This window comes from Microcoleus sp. B4-C2 (assembly GCF_036705265.1).
GTDB lineage: Bacteria > Cyanobacteriota > Cyanobacteriia > Cyanobacteriales > Microcoleaceae > Microcoleus.
Map to the genome: position 1 here is coordinate 1 of NZ_JAUBUB010000111.1, position 20097 is coordinate 20097.

At 47.4% G+C, this 20097-nt stretch carries 20 protein-coding genes; 11 read left to right on the forward strand and 9 right to left on the reverse strand.

Annotated features, from left to right (window positions below; genetic code table 11):
- Window positions 1-555, forward strand: a 555-nt coding sequence (locus QUB20_RS24500; RefSeq protein WP_333291712.1) for a transposase, incomplete at its 5' end; no start/stop codon positions are given.
- Between the two features lie 194 nt (window positions 556-749).
- On the opposite strand, the gene crtH is transcribed toward QUB20_RS24500, so the two are convergent.
- Complete coding sequence (gene crtH, locus QUB20_RS24505) at window positions 750-2294, reverse strand: carotenoid isomerase (protein ID WP_333209339.1); 1545 nt, start codon at window positions 2292-2294, stop codon at window positions 750-752.
- 24 nt (window positions 2295-2318) lie between these two features.
- Between crtH and QUB20_RS24510 the strand changes: the two genes are divergently transcribed.
- The gene (locus QUB20_RS24510; protein ID WP_333245927.1) at window positions 2319-2567 is read left to right on the forward strand and encodes a hypothetical protein; all 249 of its coding nucleotides are present in this window, start codon (window positions 2319-2321) and stop codon (window positions 2565-2567) included.
- Window positions 2568-2587: 20 nt separating this feature from the next.
- On the opposite strand, the gene QUB20_RS24515 is transcribed toward QUB20_RS24510, so the two are convergent.
- On the reverse strand, window positions 2588-2761 hold the full coding sequence (locus QUB20_RS24515; protein WP_333291714.1) for a hypothetical protein: 174 nt from the start codon (window positions 2759-2761) through the stop codon (window positions 2588-2590).
- Between the two features lie 37 nt (window positions 2762-2798).
- On the opposite strand from QUB20_RS24515, the gene upp reads away from it, so the two are divergent.
- The 3 genes from upp (at window position 2799) to QUB20_RS24530 (ending at window position 4679) form a co-directional block, all read left to right on the forward strand.
- A complete protein-coding gene (gene upp / locus QUB20_RS24520) occupies window positions 2799-3449 on the forward strand; it encodes a uracil phosphoribosyltransferase (protein ID WP_333155732.1) in 651 nt (216 codons plus the stop codon).
- A gap of 408 nt (window positions 3450-3857) precedes the next feature.
- Window positions 3858-4325 (forward strand): TMEM165/GDT1 family protein, encoded by a 468-nt coding sequence (locus QUB20_RS24525; RefSeq protein ID WP_333245931.1) that lies wholly within the window; start codon window positions 3858-3860, stop codon window positions 4323-4325.
- Window positions 4326-4385: 60 nt separating this feature from the next.
- A complete protein-coding gene (locus QUB20_RS24530) occupies window positions 4386-4679 on the forward strand; it encodes a TMEM165/GDT1 family protein (RefSeq protein WP_333058285.1) in 294 nt (97 codons plus the stop codon).
- A 432-nt stretch (window positions 4680-5111) separates the two neighbouring features.
- Here the strand turns inward: QUB20_RS24530 and QUB20_RS24535 are convergent, their stop codons facing one another.
- On the reverse strand, window positions 5112-5618 hold the full coding sequence (locus tag QUB20_RS24535) for a hypothetical protein (RefSeq protein WP_333155728.1): 507 nt from the start codon (window positions 5616-5618) through the stop codon (window positions 5112-5114).
- 322 nt (window positions 5619-5940) lie between these two features.
- Here QUB20_RS24535 and QUB20_RS24540 point away from each other — a divergent pair, with 322 nt between their 5' ends.
- The gene (locus tag QUB20_RS24540) at window positions 5941-7206 is read left to right on the forward strand and encodes an MFS transporter (RefSeq protein WP_333245933.1); all 1266 of its coding nucleotides are present in this window, start codon (window positions 5941-5943) and stop codon (window positions 7204-7206) included.
- 50 nt (window positions 7207-7256) lie between these two features.
- Here QUB20_RS24540 and hisIE read toward each other — a convergent pair whose 3' ends face one another.
- Window positions 7257-7907, reverse strand: coding sequence for a bifunctional phosphoribosyl-AMP cyclohydrolase/phosphoribosyl-ATP diphosphatase HisIE (gene hisIE / locus QUB20_RS24545; protein WP_333245935.1), 651 nt, complete (start codon window positions 7905-7907; stop codon window positions 7257-7259).
- A 327-nt stretch (window positions 7908-8234) separates the two neighbouring features.
- Between hisIE and hemL the strand changes: the two genes are divergently transcribed.
- Window positions 8235-9533: a glutamate-1-semialdehyde 2,1-aminomutase gene (gene hemL, locus QUB20_RS24550; protein WP_333035451.1), complete on the forward strand. Its 1299-nt coding sequence runs from the start codon at window positions 8235-8237 to the stop codon at window positions 9531-9533.
- Window positions 9534-9688: 155 nt separating this feature from the next.
- On the opposite strand, the gene QUB20_RS24555 is transcribed toward hemL, so the two are convergent.
- Both QUB20_RS24555 and QUB20_RS24560 read right to left on the reverse strand, forming a co-directional pair.
- A complete protein-coding gene (locus QUB20_RS24555; protein ID WP_333245937.1) occupies window positions 9689-10090 on the reverse strand; it encodes a biopolymer transporter ExbD in 402 nt (133 codons plus the stop codon).
- Window positions 10074-10733 carry a MotA/TolQ/ExbB proton channel family protein gene (locus QUB20_RS24560; protein WP_333245939.1) on the reverse strand — a complete coding sequence of 220 codons (660 nt, stop codon included), beginning with the start codon at window positions 10731-10733 and terminating at the stop codon, window positions 10074-10076. The genes QUB20_RS24555 and QUB20_RS24560 overlap by 17 nt, the downstream gene beginning before the upstream one ends.
- Before the next feature lie 769 nt (window positions 10734-11502).
- Here QUB20_RS24560 and QUB20_RS24565 point away from each other — a divergent pair.
- Window positions 11503-13011, forward strand: a complete 1509-nt coding sequence (locus QUB20_RS24565) for a TonB family protein (RefSeq protein WP_333245941.1) — start codon at window positions 11503-11505, stop codon at window positions 13009-13011.
- A gap of 90 nt (window positions 13012-13101) precedes the next feature.
- On the forward strand, window positions 13102-14187 hold the full coding sequence (locus QUB20_RS24570) for a hypothetical protein (protein WP_333291716.1): 1086 nt from the start codon (window positions 13102-13104) through the stop codon (window positions 14185-14187).
- 63 nt (window positions 14188-14250) lie between these two features.
- On the opposite strand, the gene QUB20_RS24575 is transcribed toward QUB20_RS24570, so the two are convergent.
- Entirely contained in the window at window positions 14251-14388 is a 138-nt protein-coding gene (locus tag QUB20_RS24575; RefSeq protein ID WP_333291718.1) for a hypothetical protein, read from the reverse strand.
- 1 nt (window position 14389) lies between these two features.
- Between QUB20_RS24575 and QUB20_RS24580 the strand changes: the two genes are divergently transcribed.
- Both QUB20_RS24580 and QUB20_RS24585 read left to right on the forward strand, forming a co-directional pair.
- Window positions 14390-14587 carry a hypothetical protein gene (locus QUB20_RS24580; protein WP_333291720.1) on the forward strand — a complete coding sequence of 66 codons (198 nt, stop codon included), beginning with the start codon at window positions 14390-14392 and terminating at the stop codon, window positions 14585-14587.
- Between the two features lie 363 nt (window positions 14588-14950).
- Window positions 14951-16990, forward strand: a complete 2040-nt coding sequence (locus tag QUB20_RS24585; RefSeq protein ID WP_333245947.1) for an acylase — start codon at window positions 14951-14953, stop codon at window positions 16988-16990.
- 297 nt (window positions 16991-17287) lie between these two features.
- Here QUB20_RS24585 and QUB20_RS24590 read toward each other — a convergent pair whose 3' ends face one another.
- Together QUB20_RS24590 and QUB20_RS24595 are read right to left on the reverse strand one after the other, a co-directional pair.
- A complete protein-coding gene (locus tag QUB20_RS24590) occupies window positions 17288-18550 on the reverse strand; it encodes an MFS transporter (protein WP_333245949.1) in 1263 nt (420 codons plus the stop codon).
- A gap of 247 nt (window positions 18551-18797) precedes the next feature.
- Window positions 18798-19979, reverse strand: coding sequence for a PepSY-associated TM helix domain-containing protein (locus QUB20_RS24595; RefSeq protein ID WP_333245951.1), 1182 nt, complete (start codon window positions 19977-19979; stop codon window positions 18798-18800).
- Window positions 19980-20097 lie beyond the last annotated feature (118 nt).

Consider the following 20097-nt stretch of genomic DNA (forward strand, 5'->3'; position numbering starts at 1 on the left):
TTGTCGGGAAGAGAAAGACGGTTTATCGCTGACGTGAACCACCAAATCAGCAAGGATATTGCAAAGCCTAATACTTTGATTGGACTGGAAAACCTCACCGGAGTTCGGGATAGAATTAAGTCCAAGTCTGGTAAAAAGGCTAGCAAGAAACAGCGAAGAGCTAATCGAAATAAAGCTAAATGGTCGTTTGCCGAATTACACGGCTATATTGACTACAAAGCTAATTTGAACGGCTCTTTAGCTACTAAAGTCCCAGCTAATTATACCTCGCAAAGCTGTCCAAAATGTGGACACACCTCGGTAGCAAATAGACCTAAAAAAGGGCTATTGTTTCGCTGTGAATGTTGCGGGCACGAGCTTCATGCTGATTTGGTGGGTGCGCGAAATATTGCCATGAGAACGTTACTCGTCCGGCAAGACTGGGCGAGTACGGGGAGCTTGTCAGCATCCCCTAATGTGTCGGGCGGTGAAACTAAAGCTGAGATTCTGCAAAGATTCTCCCAATTGCGGTGGAGATCAGATGCAAGCCCACGTCTCCGGCGGTACTCCGCTTGATGCTGGGTAGTTGACGCGAACAATCTGACCACGAATTTCAAAGGTGGTATCCGCCACGTGATTTATCCGTGGAATCAATCCAAAATCGAAAATCGAAAATCAGAAGAGCCCCCGCATTTATCTCGCGCAAGTCAATCTAAAATCTAAAATCTAAAATCTAAAATCGATTGACGCACCCTACCCTACCACTACCACTAAAAACCCAAATCAACCGCAATTCGGTGCGCGCAAGCAAACCCAGAAAACGCCACCGCATTTAAACCCTGTCCGGGAAACGTACTGTCGCCCACACAATACAAACCAGGCATAGAAGTTCGATTAAACGGCATTCCCAGCAAACCCATTAGCTTCTGTCGCGGAATCGGCCCGTAAGTTCCGTCTTCACGCCCCAAAAAGCGACGGTGAGAACGCGCTGTCCCCACTTCCATATAATCCAAACCGGCATCTAAACCGGGAAAAATCTTTTCTAATCTTTCAATAATTCTCCCTGCGGCCTCTTCTTTTTTATCCTCATATTCCTGCTGCGAAAGTCCTTCCCACTCTTCCATCCAGCTCGAAGTAAAAGCGTGAACGATGTGATATCCTGCGGGAGCTAAATCCGGGTCGAGCACGGTCGGAATTGACACCAAAACAGTTCCCTCCGGCGCTTCCATTTGGTTCCAATCTTCTAACAAAATGTGGTGGCAGGCACTACCCGCAGGGATTACGCTTGCTTCCACTCCCAAATGCAAACTCAAGAAACTGGGGGCTTTTTGATAGCGTTGCTGCCATTTCTTCTCGCTAGCTGGCATCTCTTCTGCGGGAAGCAATTTCTCAAAAGTATCCCAGCGCGTGGCGTTAGAAACTATGCGCTTGGCGCGGTAAACTTCGCCGGTTGCGAGCTCGACTCCGACAGCGCGACCGTTTTCTGTGATAATTTTTTTCGCTTTAGCTTTGTATTGAATTTTCCCGCCACATTTTTCTAATCCTTCGACTAATTTTTGGGCGATTTGACCGACTCCGCCTTTGGGATAATTGATGCCACCGTAATGCCTGTCGGAAAATACCATTCCGGCATTAATCATCGGCGTCAAGTCTGCGGGTACTACAGACCAGTAGTAGCATTCCATGTCGATAAATTTCAGCAAAGTAGGGTCTTTTATGTAGCGCCGCGCTATGTCGCCAGTATTTTGAGGCAGATATTTTACTAATCCCAAACAGGCTAAAGGATTCTGAAAAAAGACTCGGACGAGATATCCGGGTTCTTCTAGGGATAGCAATTCCATGCCGTTGAGGCAGTTGAAGACGCTCCAGCATTCGCCGTAAAATTTGTGGATTCCTTCGCGTTCGTGAGGGAACCTGTCTGTTAATTCTTGCAAGTATTTGTCATAAGCTTGGGGAACTTCAAGTTCCAAGCCGCTGGGTAAGTGATAGTGAAGCTGTACGGGGTCGGGAATGGTTTCTAAGGTGACGTTGACTGCTTTCAGGGCGCGGGTGAGGAGGTTGGTGGTGCCGCGCTGTCCGAAACCAAAAATCATGGAGGCGCCGACATCGAATCTGTAGCCTTCTCGATCGAAATATCCAGCGCTACCCCCCGGAATTGTATAGCTTTCGAGCACTAAAACTTTGGCTTTCTTAGCGGCTAGCTGGGTGGCTGTCACCAGTCCACCAATGCCGGAACCGATGACAATTACATCAAACTCTTGCTCTGTTGGGCGGGAGTTGGGAGAAAATAACTGGGATTGGGTAGGAGCTGACATTCGGTTAAAAATCTTAATATTTCTATGATTTTACAGTCGATCGCTCCAGAAGCAAGAAGTTCGGCAACGGATTATGTAGCGGATGTAGCGGATGTCAAGAAGACCGAAGTTCGGCAATGCCCGATGCCCTGTTTGGCCGATGCCCTGTTTGGCCGATGCCCTGTTTGGCCGATGCCCTGTTTGGCCGATGCCCCTGCTTCCCAAAAAAATGCGGGAACAGTCTACCATTGCCGACTGCCCCCGTCTGCCGATCCTTTGAGAGGAGAACACTAAAAATCAATATAGCCTTGTTGCTAATTAATGTCAATACTATTAGAAAAATATTTCAATAAGCGGATGGAGGTCGATCGGCGAATGGGTTCTAACTCAATCTCTGGCTTGTATGCACCCTCAAGGATGTGATAAGTTGCACAGAGCGATCGATCGCCCGTTGGGGAAGCCCTCGAAGCAGATCGATCGCACCGCATAAAATCCCTCAAACCTAGCAATCTCCCCAATTTCCTCATGTCCCTGCAACTGCGCGTTTACGTTCCTCCACATCCGTTAATTAAACACTGGCTGGCTGTTGCCCGCGACGCCGCCACCCCATCGGTACTTTTTCGTTCTGCGATGACAGAATTGGGAAGGTGGCTGGCTTACGAGGCGATTCGAGAATGGCTGCCGACAGTGGAAACCACAGTGCAAACGCCTTTGGCAGAATGTCCGGCGACTTTTATCAACCCAGAAGCTCCGTTAGTTGTGGTACCGATTTTGCGGGCGGGTTTGTCACTGCTCGAAGGAATTCAGACGGTTGTGCCGCTGGCGTCGGTTTACCACCTTGGCATGGCAAGAAATGAGGAGACGCTGCAACCGACTTGTTATTTGAACAAATTGCCGGCGCAGTTTAACCCGGAAACGCGGGTGATAATTAGCGAGCCGATGCTGGCGACTGGCGGGACGATTATAGCGACTATGCAGGAATTGACTGCACGGGGAATTGATCCGAGCTTGATTCGGATTATCTCTGTGGTGGCTGCTCCTCCGGCTTTGAAGAGGCTGAGTGCAGAGTACCCAAGTTTGATGATTTACACGGCAACGATCGACGAAATAGTGAACGAACAGGGCTTTATTGTACCTGGTTTGGGAGATGCGGGCGATCGAACTTACGGCACATGAACCAGTCAGTCAGTCAATTTTAGATTTTAGATTTTAGATTTTAGATTTTAGATTGACTCGACAGATAAGTCTGGGGGCTTGTAGGCCTTTTTGGGGGGGGTGAGTGGTTCCAGGAACCAGTTGCTGAAATATCGGGGGAAAAAGATGAAAATCAAGCATCCAGGATACCCGCCACGTGATTCATTCCAACGCGCAAACTCAGGATCCAGAAATAAAAAACCTGTATCCGATGAAACTTGCCCCCGAATTTATCCGTGGGGTCAATCCTTCAATCCTTCAATTCTAAAATCTAAAATCTAAAATCTAAAATCTAAAATCGATTGACCCTGGTTTGGTAAAAGCAGCCACCGAGAGAGTTAGAATCAAAAGTACAAGTCAAAAATAAATAGCGTTTAGCACTCATTGCCCGTGAAACTTGATTCTGTTCCGCCAAGCTTGTCTGCTTCTGACTCAGTAAACCTCAATTATGATTTGCCACAACAGGTACAACTACAAATAAAAGAGGTTACTGAGATTTGTGCTGCTTTAACCCCGGAGCCCGCTGAACTCTCAGTGACTGTCAATCCCGATATTTGTCAGGAACAAAAGAAACTGAAGCCCAAGCACTGGGCAATTTTTGCTTCGACTTTTGCAACTATTTTTTTAGCTGAAATTGGAGACAAAACTCAGATCGCGATTTTGCTGATGACGGCTGAATCTCGAAATCCTTGGATCGTGTTTGCGGGTGCGGGTTCGGCTTTGATAGCAACCAGTTTGCTGGGGGTGTTGCTGGGAAGGTGGCTGGCTAGTCGGATTGCTCCGAGAACTTTGGAGAGAGCAGCCGGAGTGATTTTACTGGCGATTTCGGCGGTTCTGCTGTGGGAAGTGTTGGGTTAATTGTCTGCCTTGTCGGTAAGTCCTAGATTTCTACAATAGCTAACTAAGAACTAAAAAAACATGGACTGGCAACTTTTGGGAATCAGTTTTATTACAGTGTTTTTGTCAGAATTGGGAGACAAAAGTCAATTAGCTGCGATCGCCCTGGGCAGTAGTTGTAACTCGCCGCGGGCTGTATTTTTTGGTACGGCGTCGGCGCTGCTGTTGGCCAGTTTTATCGGCGTGGCCATTGGCTTCAGCACGGCAGAGGTGTTGCCGGAACGACTGGTAAAGGGGCTCGCGGCGATCGGATTTGCGGTGATGGGCTTGCGCTTGCTGTGGCCAAAAGCAGATTTACCGGAAGCATCCGAGTAGGGCAGTCGATTTTAGATTTTAGATTTTAGATTTTAGATTTTAGATTTACTCTACAGATGAATCTGGGAGGGTGAACAAGAGTCTAAAATTTTGATTTTTCCACCACGGGAGGAGTTCGCAAGTATCCGTTTTTGCGCTGGTTCAGGAAACTTGACCGTATAGTTGTATCAAATCAGTTAGCATCGGAGATTATTCATATCTCTCTTCTATTCATCTGCGTGAATCAGCGTCAATCCATTGTCATCTGCGGTCCAAGAAATTCTCTTTTTTTAACCGCAGATACAGGCAGATAAACACAGATTAACGCCGATGAATATCAAATCCGGTGTTTACGATCGCTAAAATTTAAAAAATTAGCGGGGGGCGTGAATTCACGCCCCCCGCTGCCGGTTGAGTCTTTTTTCTCCACTCAACATCTGAGCATGGTGTCGATTAAACTTGGTTTTGGTAGCACCAGCCCAGCAGCGTACCGGCGACAGCCAACTTCAGCGCTTCCAAGGCAAAATAGCCTTGGTGCAGTAGATTCATCCCGGCGGGGACTTCTGCTGCGGAATCGAACAGATTTAGCTGCATTCCCAAGGCGCTCATTTGGGGTGTCAGGGCGTAGGTGTCAATCAGGGCGATCGTCAGAAGTACCAATGATAATAAGATTGCTGTGCGGCTGCGCTTGCCGAAGTCACCGACTAAATTGCTCAAAACCATCAAACCCGTTGCCACCAGGCCCGAACAGATTAACTCAACGCGGTTGAATCCCCAGAACATTAAATTCCCGGCAGTTGCAAACTCCGGTGATGTCGTCATGCCAGATACGTAGAGACTGGGCATAATTACTAGATCCAAAATCAGGCTAACGCTGAGCCAGAAAATTAGGGCAACCATGACAATTGCTTGCCAGCGCGGTTTGATTGATTCTACTCTTGATGTTGTAATAGCTGTCATATAATTGAGCCTCTAAAATTTTCTTCTGCCTTTTCTAGAGTTTAACTAATTTTTTTCTCAAATCGTGTTAAGTATTTTTAAATTAATGGTAACTTTTGTGTAACAGACGCTGAAGAATTGTTAAGCTCACTTATGTTTGTCATCCCGTGCGTTAACTAATACTAATTCCTAAAAAGTACGGAATAAATTAATAATTACTCACAGGACTTATGCACTGCGACCAAAGACATCTGTTTTTGAACCTGATTAAAGGTCATAACGTATTTTTTTCATAAAAAAACCGGGTTTTTGCGTCCAGAAATAACTCCTAATTTAAGTGTATATGCCTAAATTTCAATTATCCTCTTGGTTGCCCCGTCTCCCCCCTCAAGTCTGGATTCTTGCCTGGGGCAGATTCCTCTCCCAAAGCGGCACCGGTTTTACTTTATTTTACGCGCCGATATTTTTTGTCGATCGCGTCGGTTTATCTGCTACTGCTGTTGGGATTGGTTTGGGTAGCGGTTCAGTTTCGGGAATATTCGGCAGAATTTTGGGCGGTTCTTTTTGCGATTCCAAATTTTGGGGAAGGCGGCGAACTTTATTGCTGGCGACAATTATTTCGGCTGCGGCTTCTTTTGTACTGGCGGGGACTAATGATTTCCCAGGCTTAATTGCGGGCAATTTACTGATGGGTTTTGGCGTGGGTTTGTATTGGCCTCCAACCGAGACGATGGTGGCGGATTTAACTCAGGGCGAACAGCGACAGGAGGCTTTTGCTTTGACGCGGCTGGCTGATAATTTGGGTTTGCAAGTTGGGATTATTTTGGGCGGTTTGTTGATTGCTGTAACGGGGAATTATCGATCGCTCTTTATTATTGATGGTATCTCGTTTTTAGTGCTGTTTGCAGTAGTTGCGATCGCGATCGCCGAAACCTACAAACCAGCTAATCCAGGGGATAGAGGCAAAAAGAATCGGGAAAATGGCTGGATGGTGGCGCTGAGCGATCGAAGTCTTTTAGTTTATGCTTTAGTAAATACCCTGTTCACATTATATATTTCCCAAATCCAAACCACAATGCCGCTGTACTTTAGCAAGTTTGTCGCGGTGGGGACATCGGGAAAAGGCTTTTCTACAGGTACAATTACGGTTTTGTTTGCTTTTAGCACGTTTTTAACTGTGGCTTTGCAAATGCCAGTTGTTAAAGCTTTGAAGCGGTTTTCCCATCCAAAAGCTTTGATGATTTCTGCGCTGCTATGGGGAATGGGATTTATCGCGATCGGCTTGACGGGAATGGCTGCCACTGGCAATCTATTGTTAGCTGTTTTAGGCTTGAGCTTTTTGTCGATGGCGACTGTTGCTTATACGCCTTTTGCTTCTGCTTTGGTGGTGGATTTAGCGCCGGAGTCTTTGCGGGGCGTGTATTTGGCGGTTAGTTCTCAGTGTTGGGCGATCGGCTATTTAATCGGGCAGCCGCTGGGCGGTTTGGCTTTGGATGGAGGTAAAGGGGCGGCGGATAATTTTTGGTTGGGTTTGGCTTTGAGTGTGGGCGCGGCTATTTTTATTTTGCAAAAGCTCGATCGAATGTTGTTAAAAAAACCGCTGTTATAGCCTCCCACTTATCGATGCCCAATTACCAATTACCCATTCGCAATTACCGATTATTTTCGTCGATCGCCCAATTTGCGGTAAACTTCCCTCAAATCAACTTGATGATGAGCGATCGCAACCAAAGCGTGATAAAATAAATCCGCAACTTCTCCAGCAATTCCATCTTTATCGTCATCTTTGCAAGCCATTACAACTTCCGCCGACTCTTCGCCAATTTTCTTGAGAATCTTGTTGTCACCGCCCTCGAACAACTTGCAAGTATAAGAACTTTCGTTAGGATGGTCGCGCCGATCGCAAATTACCGCAAATAATTGAGATAACATATCCCCTGGCGGCGGTGAAATTTCCCCATCAACTTGGTGAAAACAACTTCTTTCTCCGGTGTGACAAGCAATATCTCCCACTTGTTCGACAGTCACCAGCAAAGCATCACTATCGCAGTCGTAACGCAGCCCTTTGACATTTTGAATGTGTCCCGAAGTCGCGCCTTTGGGCCACAATTCGGAACGAGAACGACTCCAAAACCAAGTTTGCCCGGTAGAGAGCGTTTTTTGCAGGGACTCCCGATTCATCCAGGCCATCATTAACACTGTACCGTCCAAATAATCTTGGACGATTGCCGGCACTAAACCGCGATCGTCGTAACGAATCTTTTCAATTGGGATCGATCGGCTCAAACTCGATAAATCAGTGGTAGACATAATTTTATTTCAACTTGGTAAGATAGATTAACGCTTTCCTGTCGGAGATTGTTTTTTTATTAACCGCAGAGAACGCAGAGGACGCAGAGGAAGAGAGAAGATTGAGCAAGGGATGGCTAAATTGTCAAGAACTATTTTACAAAAAATTACATTTTAGGGCGCTCGGTGCTAGTGCGACAAAGCCTAAAAAACCCAAGCTAGTATTGCTACTGATTGGTTTGTACCCTAAAATCTACTAGAATAGTTTCCTTGAATCGACCTAACCTTTATGTTGAACTGGCTATAAAATTATTCTACCAACAACAGACGTTCACTAAGGAGAAAACATTGGTTTCCACAACCTTGAAAACGACCAAATCAGAAGAAATTTTCGCTGCAGCCCAGAAGTTGATGCCAGGTGGCGTCAGTTCCCCCGTGCGCGCCTTCAAATCCGTGGGCGGACAGCCCATCGTCTTTGACAGGGTAAAAGGAGCCTACATTTGGGATGTTGACGAAAACCAATACATTGACTATGTAGGCACTTGGGGCCCCGCCATCTGTGGCCACGCCCACCCGGAAGTCATCAAAGCCTTGCACGAATCTTTAGAAAAAGGTACGAGTTTCGGCGCACCATCGCTGTTGGAAAACGTACTCGCTGAAATGGTCATCGATGCCGTTCCCAGCATTGAAATGGTGCGATTTGTCAACTCCGGCACCGAAGCCTGTATGGCCGTTTTGCGCCTGATGCGAGCTTTCACCGGACGCGATAAACTGATTAAATTTGAAGGCTGCTATCACGGGCACGCCGATATGTTCTTGGTAAAAGCCGGTTCCGGTGTCGCAACTCTGGGCCTCCCCGACTCTCCGGGCGTCCCGAAATCCACTACTGCCAACACCCTCAACGCTCCCTACAATGACTTAGAAGCAGTCAAAGCTTTATTTGCCGAAAATCCCGGCGAGATAGCAGGCGTGATTCTCGAACCAGTGGTGGGGAATGCCGGTTTTATTACCCCGGATGCAGGTTTTCTCGAAGGTTTGCGGGAAATTACTAAAGATAACGGTGCTTTGTTGGTTTTTGATGAAGTAATGACCGGTTTCCGCATCGCCTACGGCGGAGCTCAGGAAAGATTCGGTGTCACGCCGGATTTGACTACTTTGGGTAAAGTTATCGGTGGCGGTTTGCCGGTGGGAGCTTACGGGGGAAGGCGGGATATTATGGGGATGGTGGCTCCTGCTGGGCCGATGTATCAAGCGGGTACGCTTTCGGGAAATCCTTTGGCGATGACTGCTGGGATTAAGACTTTGGAATTGCTACAAAAACCCGGCACTTACGAACAGTTGGATAAGATTACTAAAAAACTGTCTGACGGATTGCTAAAAATTGCTAAGGAAGCGGGACACGCGGTTTGGGGCGGGCAAATTAGCGGGATGTTTGGCTTGTTTTTTGCGGCTGGCCCGGTTCACAATTATGAGGATGCTAAGAAGTCGGATTTGACGAAGTTCAGCCGCTTTCACCGGGGAATGTTGGAGCACGGAATTTATCTTGCTCCTTCACAGTTTGAGGCTGGATTTACTTCTTTGGCTCATACTGAGGAAGATATCGATCGAACTTTGGCGGCAGCGCGTGAAGTGATGGCAAGTATTTAACGTGTGTAGTAAGGAGGTTCGTCCTTAAAGCTCAGGAATAAATAATTAAAGTCCTTGCTGTTTTTTTGGCAGTAAGGACTTTAATTTTTAACTGCTTTATTAAATAAAGTTCTGAATCATACAGGGAATTAAAAATTAGTAATTATAGGAGAGCTCTACTTTGCGGTAGCAATCCCTAACTTAGCTCCCTTAATTCGGCGTAATCGATCCATAACTTCCACCACATTTCCGTGATTGACGCTTTTATCTGCATTCAGCACAATTAATGAGTTCTGATTTGACCCCATCACCTGTCGCACCGTACTCTCAATCTGGTCTAAGTTGACTGACTTTTTATCAACCATTAATTTTCCATTAGGATCAATGGTGACGGTAATTTTAGAAGGCGAGTCCTGAACTTGAGAGGTGGATGCTTTCGGTAAATTTACGGGTAGACCCTCGGATTTGGATAAAGACAGAGAGGAAACAATTAAAAACGTCAATATGGCGAAGACCACATCAATCATTGGCACGATGTTAATCTGGGGAATACTATCAGGTTCATCGGGTAGGCGCATAGTTAGATTCTCTTGGTAGTTTTTCGTAGCGGTGACGATACAATAACTCTAGTTGGCCTCCCGCTTCCTGAATAAAAGCAATTTGCCGTAAGTAAAACCCGCGAAACATATTGGCAAATAAGAGTGTAAAGATTGCCACAACTAATCCTATTGCCGTAGAAACGAGGGCTTCGCTAATCCCAGAAGTAACACCTGCGGCATTGGTGCCCGTGGCATTCCCCAGTTTGAGGGAACTAAAGGTAGTAATTAACCCCAAAACTGTTCCGAGCAACCCAAATAGTGGGGAAAGGCTGATAATGGTGTCAAATATTGTATTGAATCGCTTCAGGATGGGGATTTCTGCCTGAGCGCCACTCTCTAGGGCCAAACGAAATTCTTCGATGTTGGGCGAGTCTAATTCTAAAGCTTCTAAAAAAATCCGGGCTAGGGGTAAATCACTGTTTACTTGTAACTTTTTGACTGCGGAATCGGGGTTTTGACTGTATAGCTGTAGCACTTCCCGCACGACTCGCCGCTGCCGCCGATTTACCCTAAACCAAAAGGCAAGACGCTCTATGATCAGCGCGACTGCTGCGATTGAGGAGGCCAATAGCGGCCAAGCAACAATGCCTGCGGCGCGAAAAATGTAAATGAAAGCATCCATTGATTTGTACTCTCGCTAGCTCTGTTGAATGATCGCAAGCTGCCTAATGCTGCAATTAGCCCGATCGAAGGTTGGTAGAGTTTCTGCGTCAAGTCGGCACAAGTGATTCAGGCTGCGAATTGTTTCACTCAAGCGCGATCGCAAGCGCGATCACAAGCGCGATCGCACTACCTGTATGTGACTATCTTCGTCTGTACCCAAAATGCTCCTACTGTGATCCCGATCGAGATCGCGACAGATTGTTCTGCCAGTGCTTCTTTGCTAAATATTTGCGTTAGGACTTGACAATAATCTTCAATAATTTAAAAGATTCTCAACTAGGTTTCCACAAAAATCAGGGTTTGTCAAGTCATGAGCCACCCTTTTAAATAATTATTAGCTATTAAAAACTTACTATATAATTATATTCACTTATTAATTAATTTTTATGAAAATCTTGAAAATGTGGAAATTTGTTGGTAAATTACGGGCTAGAGTATTGCCGTTAAGGCATTTTGGAACCTTGCCCTGCCAGAATCAGAACATTGACAGCGCCCATAAGAGCCAAGTAGACGCCCCCAAAGAAAATGCTGATTGGTAGCCTCTAGCCCCTATATCAAAATTAAATAATGAAAATTAATTGCAAGAGTCTTGAACAGGGTGACAGTCTTCTTATAGGATGGGTAGGTTCATCAGTGATAGCAAGCTCAACCCGCAGTTGGTAGCTTGTTTCGGGTGATGTCGGGGAGCCAGCGAGGATGTTGCCATCCATAAAGGAGAGTGAGAAGGCATGAGTTTTTCAAATATTTCGGCGACGCAAAGACAACAACAAGAAGAAGCTCTCAAAAAAGTTCTGGCGATCAGTCTGTTAGCCTCAACCTTACTGCACGGTGTCGCGCTGCCGTTGAGCCTCAAGTTCGTCAAACCTGCTGAATTTGAAGAGGATGCAATTGAAATTGTTGTGCTTGATGAGCCAAAAGTAGAGGAAACCCAGCCAGAGCCGACTATTCCAGAAAAGGCATCTCCCCCGCCTGAGACGTTCAAACCAGAACCGCCACCAGAGCCAACTCCCGCAGAGGAGCCACCGGTAGCGGTAACGCCACCGCCGATTCCAGAGGAGCCACCGATAGCGGTAACGCCACCGCCGATTCCAGAGGAGCCACCGGTAGCGGTAACGCCACCGCCGATTCCAGAGGAGCCACCGATAGCGGCAACGCCACCACCGATTCCAGAGGAGCCACCGGTAGCGGTAACGCCACCACCGATTCCAGAGGAGCCACCGGTAGCGGTAACGCCACCACCAACTCCTATCGAGCCTTCCCCCGCACCTCAACAGGATTTCAATTCCCCAGAAACTCCTAAAACCCCGATCGCCCAGGAACCGGAAACCCCCTCGCCCGATCCTCCAAAAAGCGAACCACCCGTTAGCGACTCCCGCCCCAAGGGTGCTGCAAGTTCCACAGACTTTACAAAAGATGCTGGAAATCCCAACTCCTCAGACAGCCCTGAAAACCAGCCGCCTGCTTCGGCGGGTAGCGGGGAACCTTCCTCAGAGCCATTAAATCCTTCTTCCGGGCCCCTACAGCGATCGCCCGCGGCTGGCCCGCCAGTCACAGCTACTAGGCCAGGAGGCGGTAGTAACTCTGGAAATGCGATCGGGGATCTCACAAACCCCTCCTCCCCTGATAGCCCCGGAGGAAGTGCGTCGAACTCACCATCCGGTGCCCGCGAAAATGGCAACATACCTTCTGATGAGCCATTTGCGGCTGGTTCGGGGCGATCGCCCCGATCGCCTGTGGCTGGCTCACCAGTCACAGCTACTAGCCCAGGAGGTGGCGGAAATTCGGGAAGTGCGATCGGGGATGTAGGAAACCTCCCCTCCTCTGGTAGCCCTGCAGGAAGTGCATCGAACTCATCACCCGGTGGAGGTGGAAATGGCGGCGGGGGTTCGTCAGGGCCATTTGGCAGCGGTTCCGGGCCAATGCCAAAACCGACAAATCCAGGAAGAGGGGGGAGTCCTTCGCGCCCTGCCGGCGCGCCTCTGGCCACTTGCATTAGTGGCTGCGGTAAACCTGAATATCCGATCGCAGCCAGAGAAGAAGGGCGCCAAGGCCAAGTGGAACTCATTTGTGACATTGACCCCAACGGTAAGACATCCAACATCAAGATATTGACTCCTAGCAAATACAACGACTTGAATCGCGCAGCGATGAAACAAGTACAAGAAAGGAAATATGCCCCATCAGAGAGTGGCATTCAAGGGGAAAGAATAGTCATTATCTTCCGGCTCACTGACTAGGGATTTTTTTGAGACTCTAGCAATTTGGCTGGGAATTCTATAGAACTGTCCAAGGAATAGCAAAGTTAAAAGTTGAATTTTTTGTGAATTATGAATTTGGGAATGTCGTCAGCAATATTAAGTAAACTTCAGCGAGTTGGACTCGCTCTATTAGTTGGTTCCAACTTGGGAATGGCTGTGTTGTTTGCCAACCCTCACAGCGCAATGGCAGGAGTAATTACTTTACCCGATGGCGGACGTTGCGAGGGAGAATTGAGTGAGGGAAAACTCAGCGGTCCCGGCATCTGTCAATATGCCAACGGCGATCGCTACGAAGGCTCTTTTCTCAACGGCCAACCTCACGGTCAAGGAATTTATACCTTTAAAGAAGAAGGTAAATATCAAGGAGAATTTGCCTTGGGTGAATTCAACGGTAAAGGTGTCCGCGAATTTGCTAACGGCAACCGCTACGAAGGTACTTTTAAAAACGGTGAGTTCGACGGTACAGGCACTTTTACCTCAACTAACGGCATTCGTTACGAAGGCTCTTTTACTAATGGTTCTCCCAGCGGTCGTGGGGCTTTTACGTTCAGTAATGGCACTCGATGCGAAGGAGATATTAAAGAAGGAAAAGTTAACGGCAAAGGCGTCTGTCAATATGCTAATAAGAACCGCTACGAAGGAGAGTTGCTGAATAACTTACCTCACGGGCAGGGAATTTATACCTTTGCGGAAGGAGGTCGTTATGAGGGGCAATTTAGTGAAGGGCAATTTCACGGTAAAGGGGTTCGCGAATATCCGAACGGCAACCGCTATGAAGGAGAGTTTGTCAAGGGCAACATTCAAGGTCAGGGGTTGTTTACTTTTAAAGAAGGGGGACGTTATCAAGGGCCGTTTGACAATGGAGAATTTAGTGGTGAAGGTGTCCGTGAGTTCGCCAATGGAAATACCTATAAAGGCGCTTTTGTCAAGGGTAAGATGAGCGGAAAAGGAGTTTACATTTTTGCGAATGGCGATCGCTGCGAAGGCGAATTTAGCGATGGTCAGTTCAACGGCAAAGGTACCTGCATTTACGCCAATGGCGATCGCTATCAAGGTGAATTCCTCAACGGCCAGAAACACGGGCAGGGTTCTTATCTATATGCAGATGGGACGAAAGTAGAGGGAAATTGGCAACAGGGGCAGCTCCAAAAATAACCTTATAACTCACACTTTGCACCATTGTCAGCAACAGGCAAGATGCCTGTTCCACAAGAAATTTTATCTTTTGTGGAACAGGCCGTCAGCAACAGGCAAGATGCCTGTTCCACAAGAAATTTTATCTTTTGTGGAACAGGCCGTCAGCAACAGGCAAGATGCCTGTTCCACAAGAAATTTTATCTTTTGTGGAACAGGCATCTTGCCTGTTCATAAAAGGCTAATTGAGAATGGTGCAATATCTCAGTTATATCGTTTCCGGTTGCATCGGAATGATTTAACCGCAGAGGGCGCAGAGAACGCAGAGGGAGAGAATACAGAGATGAATAATTCCGATGCAACCGGAAACGATATTATAACCTATTTCTCCTTACTTGTTTACCCCCCTCCTCACCAATGACATTAATGGGCTTTATAGCCGGCACACCGGCGTTTTATAGCGCTTTTCAATTTGGTGTAGGGGAGGAGTTTTAATACCACATCCGATTTACAGAGAGTGTTTTTTCGGATTTTCTGGAGTTCTCACAGAGGTGTTATTTTTTTTACTGCAGATGGACGCAGATAGACGTAGATAGGTTAGCTTTTTGGGCATCGGATTTGGTATAATTTTTTCTCTCTCCATAAAAGGGCTTTAAATCCTCGGCGTTTTGTTAATGCAGCTTGTTGAAAAGGCTGCAATGTCTCAGTTTGACAAACCCTAGCCAATTGATTTCCCGTGTTTCTACAACTAAAAAAACAAAGCCGGCGGATTGTCTCGTTATTAATGAGTTTTATTTTAGTTTTGATTCTAAATAATGGGGTTCAATCCGCGCCTGAAAGTGGTACTCAAATTCTTTGGGATACCTATGGAATTCCACACATTTACGGAGAAAATAGTAAAAGCCTTTTCTACGCTTTCGGGTGGGCGCAGATGCAAAGTCACGGTAATCTGATTTTGCGTCTTTACGGGCAAGCTCGCGGGCAAGCGGCGGAATTTTGGGGCGAAGATTATCTCGAATCCGATCGCTGGGTGCAAACTATGGGAATTCCTAATCGCGCCAATGCGTGGTATGAATCACAAACTCCCATTTTTCGCAACTATCTCGATGCTTTTGTTGGCGGAATGAATGCCTATGCAAAAGCACACCCAGAGGCACTCACGGAAGAATTAAAAGTAGCATTGCCCCTCAAACCGGCAGATGTATTGGCACACGCGCAACGCGTCATCAATTTTACTTTTATAGTCGAGCCAGATAGCGTTGAAGATATCGCTAAAAATGATACCCCCAAAGGCTCTAATGGTTGGGCGATCGCTCCTTCCCATTCTCAAAGCGGCAATGCCATGCTATTGGCAAATCCTCACCTTCCTTGGTCGGATTTATATTTATGGTACGAAGCGCAACTGGTTGCCCCAGAAATTAACGCTTACGGAGCGACTCTCGTCGGATTTCCTGTATTAACGATCGCCTTTAATGACAACTTGGGATGGACTCATACTGTCAACACTCACGATGGCTGGGATGCCTATGAATTGCCCCTCGCTAACGATGGCTATCGCTTCGATGGCGAAGTCCGAAAATTTGACAGAGAAGAGAAGGTTTTAAAAGTCAAAGAAAAGAATGGGAATTTGCGATCGGAATCTTTAGTCGTGCGGCGTTCTGTTCACGGGCCGATTCTCACAGAAAAACAGGGCAAAGCGATCGCCCTGCGCGTTGTCGGACTCGATAAACCAGGAGCCCTTCAGCAGTGGTGGGATATGGCACGCTCAAATAATTTTTCTGAATTTGAAGCCGCTTTAAAGCGCTTGGAAATTCCCATGTTTACCGTCATGTATGCAGATCGTGAGGGGCATATCATGCACTTGTTTAACGGTCAAGTCCCCATACGCAAAAACGGAGATTTTAAATACTGGTCAGGCACGATTCCCGGCAATACTTCAGAGACTTTGTGGAGCAAAAATCATCCCTATGCGGATTTGCCGCGCGTTGTCGATCCGCCCAGCGGTTGGTTGCAAAATACCAACGATCCCCCTTGGACGACGACATTTCCCAGGCAGATCGCACCGGATAATTATCCCGCCTACATGGCACCGCGCGGCCCGATGGACTTGCGATCGCAGCGATCGGCAAAAATGCTCTTAGAAGATGAAAAAATCTCTTTCGATGAATTGATGCAATACAAACATTCCACTCAGGTAGAACTCGCCGATCGCCTCCTCGATAATTTAATTCCCGTCGCACGCCAAGGCAGTGCTCAAGCGCGTCGCGCTGCGGAAGTTCTCGCCACTTGGGATCGCAAAGTCGATGCTGACAGTCGCGGTGCGGTGCTGTTTGCCTTTTGGAAAAAAGCGATGGATGCCGATCGGTTATTCGCCAAACCTTGGAGCGAAGATGCGCCGCTAACGACGCCAGACGGGTTGGCAAATCCTGCGGAGGCGGTGCGGGTGCTGGAAGCGGCAGCAACCAAAGTTGAGGTAACTTATGGCGCGTTAGATGTGGCATGGGGGGAAGTCTTCCGATTGCCTGGGGTGGCGAATCTGCCTGCAAATGGAGCTGACGGTGCTTTGGGTGTATTTCGCTCAGTATGGTTCGCTCCAGGGAAAGACAATCGCTTTCAAGCGGTTGCGGGCGATTCTTTTGTCGCTGCGATCGAGTTCTCGAATCCGGTGAAAGCGATGGCGCTAAACAGTTACGGCAACGCCACTCAACCTGGTTCGCCCCACGCCGGCGATCAGTCGCAGCTCTTTGCTCGCAAAGAATTGCGCCCTGTATGGCGATCGCGATCGGAAATTGAAGCTCACCTGAGTTCGCGCCAGAAACTATAGCAGAACACAGAAGGCAGAAGTTAAAAGACTTCTCTGCGCCGTTTCCCCTTGATATCAAATCCGGTAGCATCCGAATTATTCCTCTCTGTATTCTCTCCCTCTGCGTTCTCTGCGCCCTCTGCGGTTAAATCATTCCGATCCAACTGACATCTTGCACCATTTTCAATAAGCTTTTTATGGGCGGGCAGGATGCCCAACCCCTACTCCCCACAAGAAATTGCACTTGTTGTGGAACAGGCATCTTGCCTGTTCTTGAGAATGATGCAAGATGTGAGATCCATCCAACCGGAAACGATATTATCCATCGCGCAACAGCCGGCAAGCATACCCACCGACGGCAACAAGCAATAAGCCCAGCGAGGAGATAGCGTATAACAAAGCCATGCCAGCACCGGCACCTGTCCCCAGAATTGGGCCAAAAATAGCTGCTAAAAAACCTCCCGGTTGCATGGCGGGCTCAAAGACGCGATCGGCAAGTGGCCCTGCGATCAATAAACCGATCGCTGACGCCAATTGCACAATAACTGCTCTGGTAGCAAAAACACGCCCCTGTACCTCTGGTGCTACTTTCGCCAGCCAAATCGCCTCGTTGGAACTGCCGAGGATGGGGAAATTGAAAGACGAACAAAATTGAGCGGGAATCCAGATGGAAAGCGCCTGACCGAAAGCAAAGACTATTTTACTCAAGCCCGCGCCTGCCATGCCGAGCAGAAAGCCCTGGATTCGGCGTTTGGGCCCGCCCCATATACTGACGATCGATGCTCCTAAAACACCGCCTGCGCCGGCGGCTGAAAGGATAGTACCGAGGATTCTGGCATTATTGCCGGTGCGTGCCAGTATCATCGGTGAGTAGAGGGCCGCGCCGATGTCGTGAGCGAACCAGAATAGCGAAACGGACACCAGCAAGGCAACCAGGCTGGGACGATCGACGATGTAGCGGAATCCGAAGCTGAGTTCTTGCAACAGGTGAAAGCTAGTCGGCTGGGGATTGGAGGCGATCGCGGGCTGGGGTATTTTGACAGATACTAGGGTGGCGATCGCGATTGTAAAAGTTGCCAGGTCGATCGTAAAAATCCCGCCGGGCCCAATCGCAGAATAGAGAATCCCCGCCAGCGTCGGAGCAATAATACTCGCACCGTAACTGGCCAAAAAACTTAAACTGCTAGCACGGCTGTAATGCTTTTCTGGCATCATTGTGGCGATCGCTGCTGAGTAAGCTAACTGCTGAATTTGGTCAAAAATTCCGTTAACCGCAGCCGCTATATATATATGCCATATTTGCAGGTTTTGGCTGATGTAAAGTAATAGGATAGTGAGCGTTAACAGAGCTGAAACCGCATCACCTATCCCCATCAAAAATTTTCGATTCCAGCGATCGACGAGAATGCCAGCAACCGGAGCGAGCAAGATGCGCGGCAATTGAGTAAAAAACATCAACAAAGCCAAAGCTGTCGCTTGACTGGTAGAGTCCCAAATCCAAATAGTCAGCGCAAACGCGGACATAGCGCTGCCAATCATCGAAGCAGTTTGTCCGAGCCAGAGTTGAATAAATTTTTGCATTAAAGAAGCGATTGATAGGATTTAAAATTGAGAGAATCGGGGTTTTTAGGCAGGAGAATGACCGAAAGCATCCAGGATACAAGCCCCCGGATTCATTCCTTCGCAGACTCAGGACGGAGAAATAAAAAACCTGTATCCGAGAAACTTGCCCCCCGAATTTATCCGTGGGGTCAATGCTTCAATCGAAAATCTAAAATCTAAAATCTAAAATCGATTGACACCCGCATCAAACCGCACGCCGCTCTCATTAAAACCAAGGCCATTGCTGGCTAAGGGGAGATAATTCTTCATATTGCTGTCTCGCCTGCTTGCGGTAAAATTTCACCAAATGCCGCTGTCGCCACATCAGTACGCCCGTAACAAACAGTACGATCGCTGCTAATCCTGCGATCGTGTGTACCAGCCGCAAGTAAATTCCGCCATAGCTACCAATATGTAGCGGATAAAGCGAGTTGAGAATTCGATTTGCTACCGAAGCTGAATTTACACTGTCAGCCTGCAATATTTCGCCACTGTATTGGTCGAGATAAATGGTGCTAACCCCGTTTGGGTGTGGCTCGTTGGGAAATTTTTTCCGTACTTTAAAAATTGCTTCAGGCGTCAAAGGCAGAGAAATAAAAGTGGTTTTAGCTTCTGGCCAAACGGTATTAGCTTGGTGTAAGATTTCGTCAAGGTTTTGCCTCGAACTGCTAGAGTGGGGATGAGAATTCAAGGCTGGCTGTGGCTTTTCCTTGGTTAGCCAATACAATGTCGATTCAACCGGCGCGTAAAAAATTATCGCTGTCCCTGTAGCTGAGATGAGTATGAGAAAAGCGACCGATACAATGCCAGAAACGTTATGTAAATCAAATACAGTCCGCTGCCAGTTAGCTTTCCAATTAATAGAAAATCCGCGAGCCAAATTGCGCCAGCCCGTCCACAAGACCAAACCACTAAAAGTTAGTCCTAGCATTACTAGACCGCAAATCCCTACAACAAGATGACCAAATTCTCCTCCAGCTAATTCCGCGTGTAACGTAAAAATAAAACCTGTAAAAGTTTCTTTCTTAAGGCGCGTACCCTTAATTTTTCCGCTGTAAGGATTGACATAAACGTTAACTACTTCCTCACTCTTTGACAGCATCGAAACTTGGCAAACTTCCTTCGCTTTTCGGGGCAGCAAGATACTAAGAGCTTGATTTTGCGGATAAGCTTTTTCGACAATTTGCAGGACATTTTCCAGCGGTATTCGTTCGGCTTGAGGAATTACTTGCAGGAGTTGGGGATTGAACAACCGCTCGATTTCAGGCCCGAAAACCAGCAAGCTGCCCGTTAAAGCAATTACTGCTAGAAATATTCCTACTACCAACCCCAAATACAAGTGCAGTTTGAATGCGAGTTTGCGGAACTTCATCTCTAGATTTTTCTCAAAGCCGTTAACTGTTATCATTAAGGTAAAACCGGTAGTCCGACAGGGAATGAATTCCCTGTCTCAAAGCTAAAGTCCTCCTAAGAAACTCAATCTAACTGTGGAGTTTTAGCAACTAGCTCAAACCCAAAAGACTCAG

Bases quoted from the DNA above. Each gene is read 5' to 3' on its own strand.
- QUB20_RS24570 (WP_333291716.1), top strand. From the start codon at position 13,102: ATGAATTTGGGAATGTCGTCAGCAATATTAAGTAAACTTCAGCGAGTT.
- QUB20_RS24510 (WP_333245927.1), top strand. From the start codon at position 2,319: ATGATTTTACAGTCGATCGCTCCAGAAGCAAGAAGTTCGGCAACGGAT.
- QUB20_RS24590 (WP_333245949.1), bottom strand. From the start codon at position 18,550: ATGCAAAAATTTATTCAACTCTGGCTCGGACAAACTGCTTCGATGATT.
- hisIE (WP_333245935.1), bottom strand. From the start codon at position 7,907: ATGTCTACCACTGATTTATCGAGTTTGAGCCGATCGATCCCAATTGAA.
- QUB20_RS24575 (WP_333291718.1), bottom strand. From the start codon at position 14,388: ATGCCTGTTCCACAAAAGATAAAATTTCTTGTGGAACAGGCATCTTGC.
- upp (WP_333155732.1), top strand. From the start codon at position 2,799: ATGTCCCTGCAACTGCGCGTTTACGTTCCTCCACATCCGTTAATTAAA.
- QUB20_RS24585 (WP_333245947.1), top strand. From the start codon at position 14,951: ATGAGTTTTATTTTAGTTTTGATTCTAAATAATGGGGTTCAATCCGCG.
- crtH (WP_333209339.1), bottom strand. From the start codon at position 2,294: ATGTCAGCTCCTACCCAATCCCAGTTATTTTCTCCCAACTCCCGCCCA.
- QUB20_RS24595 (WP_333245951.1), bottom strand. From the start codon at position 19,979: ATGATAACAGTTAACGGCTTTGAGAAAAATCTAGAGATGAAGTTCCGC.
- QUB20_RS24540 (WP_333245933.1), top strand. From the start codon at position 5,941: ATGCCTAAATTTCAATTATCCTCTTGGTTGCCCCGTCTCCCCCCTCAA.
- QUB20_RS24555 (WP_333245937.1), bottom strand. From the start codon at position 10,090: ATGCGCCTACCCGATGAACCTGATAGTATTCCCCAGATTAACATCGTG.
- QUB20_RS24530 (WP_333058285.1), top strand. From the start codon at position 4,386: ATGGACTGGCAACTTTTGGGAATCAGTTTTATTACAGTGTTTTTGTCA.
- QUB20_RS24515 (WP_333291714.1), bottom strand. From the start codon at position 2,761: ATGCGGTGCGATCGATCTGCTTCGAGGGCTTCCCCAACGGGCGATCGA.
- QUB20_RS24560 (WP_333245939.1), bottom strand. From the start codon at position 10,733: ATGGATGCTTTCATTTACATTTTTCGCGCCGCAGGCATTGTTGCTTGG.
- QUB20_RS24565 (WP_333245941.1), top strand. From the start codon at position 11,503: ATGAGTTTTTCAAATATTTCGGCGACGCAAAGACAACAACAAGAAGAA.
- QUB20_RS24535 (WP_333155728.1), bottom strand. From the start codon at position 5,618: ATGACAGCTATTACAACATCAAGAGTAGAATCAATCAAACCGCGCTGG.